The organism is Polaromonas sp. YR568 (assembly GCF_943369675.1).
Classification (GTDB): Bacteria; Pseudomonadota; Gammaproteobacteria; order Burkholderiales; family Burkholderiaceae_C; genus Polaromonas.
This window is the reverse complement of record NZ_CALROB020000087.1, coordinates 1-5,660: the sequence shown is the minus strand read 5'-3', so window position 1 is coordinate 5,660 and position 5,660 is coordinate 1. Positions and strand designations below refer to the sequence as shown.

The window sequence follows — 5,660 nt, the reverse complement described above, 5'->3', positions numbered from 1 at the left end:
TGAGGCTCACGCGCTGGTGCAGCACCTGGTAGCCGTCGGCGGAGATCTCGCGCAGCAGCGTGCGGTAGATGCTGGCCATCATGAGGCCGGGCTTTTGCGCGCGGCGGTCGGTTTCGGGCAGCAGGGCCAGCGCTTCGTCATACAGCGCGAGGGCGCGATCGGTCTGGAATTTCATGAGCGCGCTGAAACGGTCCGAATACTGCCGTTTCAAAATCTCGTGGGCTTTCACGTCGAACTGCTGCAGCTCGTTGACGGGCAGGTAGATGCGCCCGCGCATCGCGTCTTCGCCGACATCGCGGATGATGTTGGTGAGCTGGAAGGCCAGGCCCAGCTTGTGGGCATAGGCGGTGGTGGCTTCGTCGGCCTGGCCGAAAATGCGCGCGGCCACTTCGCCCACGATGCCGGCCACCAGGTGGCAGTATTGCTTGAGGCCGGGGAAATCGAGGTAGCGGTTTTGCTCCAGGTCCATCTGGCAGCCGTCGATCACGGCCTGCAGGTGGCGCGCTTCGATGCAGTAGGTGGCGGCCATCGGCATCAGCGCCTTCATCACGGGGTGCGTGGGCTCGCCGGCATAGGATTTGAGGACCTCGCTTTGCCACCAGGCCAGCTTGGTGCGCGCCACGCCGGGGTCTGTGACCTCGTCGACGACGTCGTCGATCTCGCGGCAAAAGGCATAGAAGGCCGTGATGGCGGCTCGCCGCTCTTTGGGCAGGAAAAGGAAGGCGTAATAAAAACTGCTGCCGGATGCGGCGGCTTTTTGCTGGACATACTGCTCAGGCGTCATGCGGCAATTGTCACATGGGATGTCGCCCGGCCACGCAGGCCGCGCTGCTACATCATCAGCGCGCGCCAGCCCATCACCACCAGGTCCCAGGGCCTCAGCTTGGGGCGCCGCTGCAGGGTGTTGAAGCCCTGCGCCTCAATCTTGTCGAGAATGCGCAGGCCGCCTTGCACCACCAGGCGCAGCTCCCAGCCGCCGCGCCCGGGTATCTTCTTCACGAGGGGCTGGCCCCTGAGCATCATCGCGCGCGCCGACTGCACCTGCGCGGCGATCAGTTGAAGGACGGCCGGGTCGGCATCCAGCGCCAGCAGTTGCGCTTCATCGACGCCGTGGCGGGCCCAGGCCTCGGCCGGCAGGTAGATGCGGCCGCGCGGGATGTCCACGCCCAGGTCCTGCCAGAAATTGATGAGTTGCAAAGCCGTGCAGATGTCGTCGCTCATTTGCAGCGACGCGGCGTCCTGGATATCGTAGAGGTGCAGCAGCAAGCGGCCCACGGGGTTGGCCGAGCGATTGCAGTAGTCCAGCAGTTCGGCCTCGTCGGCATAACGCTGTTTGACGGCGTCCTGTTCGAAGGCGCTGAGCAGGTCGTCCAATAGATGGATGGGCAGCCCGAACTGCGCCATCTGAGGGCGCAACTGGCCGAAAACCGGGGCCCAGCGCGGGGAAGGCGGCAAACCCGCGGCGGTGGCCATCAGGTCGGCGCGGTAGGCGGCAAGGTCGGCCAGGCGGGCCTGGGGCGTTGCGTCGCCTTCGTCGGCGATGTCGTCGGCCGTGCGCGCAAACCAGTAAATCGCGGCGATGGGCGGGCGCAGCCTTGGTGGGCACAGCAGCGAGGCCACCGGGAAATTTTCGTAATGCGTCACGCCCTGCAGGGGAACCGGGTCGCTGGGCTGTTGGAGGCCTGGGGTCATGCGGGCGATTGTCGCTTGACAAGTATGGGCATTTACCCTAGATTACTAACCAGTCAGTCAGTAGTGAGTTTTTGAGGCTTTTCCCTGACTGTCTGCCGTGCCAGTTTTCACACGAATCAGACCATGAACAAAACCGTTTTTTCCCTGGTGGGCGCCGCCGTGTTGCTGGCCGCTTGCTCCAAGCCCGCACCCTCCGAAGAGCCGGTTCGCGCCGTGAAGGTGGTGACTGTGGGAACCAATGCGTTTTCCTCGAGCCATGAATACGCGGGTGAGGTGAAGGCCCAGGTTGAGTCCAGGCTGGGCTTCCGGGTGGGCGGCAAGATCATCAAGCGCCAGGCCGAACTCGGCCAGCGCGTCAAAGCGGGGCAGGTGCTGGCCCAGCTGGACCCGCAGGATCTCAAGCTGGCAGCCGATTCGGCCCGCGCCCAAGTGGCCGCGGCCACCACCAACCGCGACCTGGCCGCTGCAGATTTCAAGCGCTACAAAGAGCTCAAGGAGCAAAACTTCATCAGCGGCGCCGAACTGGAGCGCCGCGACACCACTTTCAAGGCGGCGCAGGCGCAACTGGAGCAGGCGCAGTCGCAGCTGTCGGTACAAGGCAACCAGGCCAACTATGCATCGCTGGTCGCCGACGTGTCGGGCGTGGTGACCGCCATCGAGGCCGAGCCCGGCCAGGTCGTGACGGCCGGAACGCCGGTGGTGCGCATCGCGGCGGACGGCGTGCGCGACGTGGTGTTCTCGGTGCCTGAAGACAAGGTGGCGGGCATCAAGGTCGGCTCGGCGGTCAAGATCCGCGTCTGGTCGCAAAGCGCGGAGTTCGCCGGCAAGGTACGCGAAGTGGCTGCCAGCAGCGACCCCGTCACGCGCACCTACACCGTCAAGGTCTCGATTGATGCCGCAGAGCCGCCGCCGCTGGGTGCCACGGTGTACGTAGTGCCGGAATCGGGCAGTGCCGTCGGCCTGCCGGTGATCAAGCTGCCGACCACGGCATTGCGCCAGGAAGGCAAGTCCACGGCGGTGTGGGTGGTGGACAAAGCCACGATGACGGTCAAGCCGCAAATCATCCAGGTCGCCACGGCCGACGGCAACGACGTGGTCGTGGCCTCGGGCCTGCAGGCCGGCATGCTGGTGGTGAGCGCCGGCGTGCATGTGCTGTCGCCCGGCCAGAAGGTGAGCCTGTACCAGCCCAGCGTGGCCCTGGCCGGCGCCACGCCGGCGCAGACGGGGCCGAATGCTGCTGCCCCGGCGCCCGCATCCGCCGCCTCCGGCGTGAAGTGAGGCAGCCATGACGCAATCTCACCACGACGACGGCAACAGCCCCGCCGGCGAACTCGCCGCGCCTTCCACCCGCTTCAACCTTTCCAAATGGGCGCTGGACCATCCGGACCTCACGCGCTACCTGCTGGTCGTGCTGATGATCCTGGGCTTCGCGTCCTACTTCCAGCTCGGCCAGGACGAGGACCCGCCCTTCACCTTCCGCGCCATGGTGGTGCGCACCTACTGGCCGGGCGCCACGGCGCAGCAGGTGGCCGAGCAGGTTACGGACAAGCTCGAACGCACGCTGCAGGAAGTGCCGTATGCCGATCGCATCCGCAGCTACTCCAAGCCCGGCGAGTCGCAGATCATTTTCCAGATCAAGGACTCCTCCAAGCCGGCCGAAGTCGCCAATGTCTGGTATGCGGTGCGCAAGAAGATCGGCGACATGCGCGGCACCTTGCCGGGCGGCATCCAGGGGCCGTTCTTTAACGACGATTTCGGCGACGTCTACGGCGTGATCTATGCGCTGGAATCCGACGGCTTCAATTACGCCGAACTCAAGACCTTTGCCGACGACGTGCGCCAGCAGTTGCTGCGCGTGCCCGACGTGAGCAAGGTCGAACTCTTTGGCGTGCAGGACGAAAAAGTCTTCATCGAGATTTCGCAAAAACGCCTGGCGCAGCTGGGGCTGGACCTGAACCAGGTGCTGGCACAGCTCGGCCAGCAGAACGCGATTGAATCGGCAGGGGCGGTGCAGACGCCGCTGGACGTGGTGCAGGTGCGCGTGGCGGGGCAATTCGAGGTGATCGAACAGCTGCGCATGATGCCTATACGCGGCAGTTCGGGCAACCAGCTGCAGCTGGGCGACATTGCCGTGATCAAGCGCGGTTATGTCGATCCGCCAACGGTCAAGGTACACCATCAGGGCAAGGAAGTGATCGCGCTGGGCGTTTCCATGGCCAAGGGCGGCGACATCATCGCGCTGGGCAAGTCGCTCGTGGCGCTGTCCGATCGCATCGACAAGACCCTGCCCGCCGGCATCAGGATGGTGAACGTGCAGAACCAGCCCAAGGCGGTGTCGACCTCGGTGAACGAGTTCGTGCGTGTGCTCATCGAGGCCGTGGTGATCGTGCTGGCGGTCAGCTTCATCGCCCTGGGCTTTCACAAGCGGCCACACAACGGCCCCGGCCAGTTGCCGCTGTGGAAGCGCTATTACATCGATATCCGGCCCGGCCTGGTGGTGGGCATCACCATTCCGCTGGTGCTGAGCCTGACCTTCCTGGCCATGTGGTACTACGGCATAGGCCTGCACAAGATTTCGCTGGGCTCGCTGATCATCGCGCTGGGCTTGCTGGTGGACGACGCCATCATTGCCGTCGAGATGATGGTGCGCAAGATGGAAGAGGGCTACGACAAGGTGCGCGCCGCCACCTTCGCCTACGAAATCACCGCCATGCCCATGCTGACGGGCACGCTGATCACCGCCGCGGGCTTTTTGCCCATCGGCCTGGCTAAATCCACGACCGGTGAATACACCTTCGCAATCTTCGCGGTGACGGTGATCGCTCTGGTGCTGAGCTGGATCGTTTCGGTGTACTTCGTGCCTTACCTGGGCACGCTGCTTCTCAAGGTGCCGCCGCACGTGCAGGAAGTGGCAGCCGGCCAGGACAGCCCGCACGAGATGTTCGACAGCGGGTTCTACAACACCTTCCGCAAAACCGTGAACTGGTGCGTGCAGCACCGCTGGCTCACCATAGGCGCCACCGTGCTGATCTTCGCGCTGGGCATCGTGGGCATGGGCAAGGTGCAGCAGCAGTTCTTCCCGGATTCGAGCCGGCCCGAGATCATGGTTGACATCTGGTTCCCCGAAGGTACCTCTTTTGCCGCCAACGAAGCCACCGCCAAACGGGTGGAGCAGCGCCTGATGAAGGAAGCGGGCGTGACCACGGTCAGCACCTGGATAGGCTCGGGCGTGCCGCGCTTTTACCTGCCGCTGGACCAGGTTTTTCCGCAGACCAATGTCTCGCAGATGATCGTGCTGGCCCAGGACCTGAAGGTGCGCGAATCGCTGCGCATCAAGCTGCCGGCCTTGCTGGCTACGGAATTCCCCGAGGTGCGCGGCCGCGTCAAGCTGCTGCCCAACGGCCCGCCCGTGCCTTATCCGGTGCAGTTCCGCGTGGTGGGCATAGACCCGCTGGTGCTGCGCGAGCGTGCCGACGAGGTCAAGGCGGTGATGCGCGAGAGCGCCAACACGCGCGGCGTGAACGACAACTGGAATGAATCGGTCAAAGTGTTGCGCCTGGAGGTGGACCAGGCCAAGGCGCGCACGCTGGGCGTGACCAGCCAGTCGATTTCCCAGGCCTCGCGCACCATCCTGGCGGGCACGCCCGTGGGCCAGTTCCGCGAAGGCGACAAGCTGATCGACATCGTGCTGCGCCAGCCGCTGGACGAGCGCAACGCGATCACCGACATCGGCAATGCCTACCTGCCCACGGCGTCGGGTAAATCGATTCCCTTGACGCAGATCGCCAAGCCGGTATTTACCTGGGAGCCGGGCGTGATGTGGCGCGAGAACCGCGACTACGCCATCACCGTGCAGAGCGACATCGTCGAAGGCCTGCAGGGGGCCACGGTGACGCAGGAACTGATGCCCAAGCTCAAGGCGCTGGAGGCCCAATGGCATGACAAGGGCATGACGGGCTACCGCATCC

4 protein-coding genes are annotated in these 5,660 nt (G+C 64.7%); 2 read left to right on the top strand and 2 right to left on the bottom strand.

Annotated elements, in window-relative coordinates; genetic code table 11:
* Positions 1–784, bottom strand: a 784-nt coding sequence (gene hpnD / locus ACLV8F_RS24610; RefSeq protein WP_411886823.1) for a presqualene diphosphate synthase HpnD, incomplete at its 3' end; no start/stop codon positions are given.
* Between the two features lie 47 nt (positions 785–831).
* Entirely contained in the window at positions 832–1,692 is an 861-nt protein-coding gene (gene hpnC / locus ACLV8F_RS24605; RefSeq protein ID WP_411886822.1) for a squalene synthase HpnC, read from the bottom strand.
* A gap of 123 nt (positions 1,693–1,815) precedes the next feature.
* Between hpnC and ACLV8F_RS24600 the strand changes: the two genes are divergently transcribed.
* Positions 1,816–2,970 (top strand): efflux RND transporter periplasmic adaptor subunit, encoded by a 1,155-nt coding sequence (locus ACLV8F_RS24600; protein WP_411886821.1) that lies wholly within the window; start codon positions 1,816–1,818, stop codon positions 2,968–2,970.
* A 7-nt stretch (positions 2,971–2,977) separates the two neighbouring features.
* Positions 2,978–5,660, top strand: a 2,683-nt coding sequence (locus ACLV8F_RS24595; RefSeq protein ID WP_411886820.1) for an efflux RND transporter permease subunit, incomplete at its 3' end; no start/stop codon positions are given.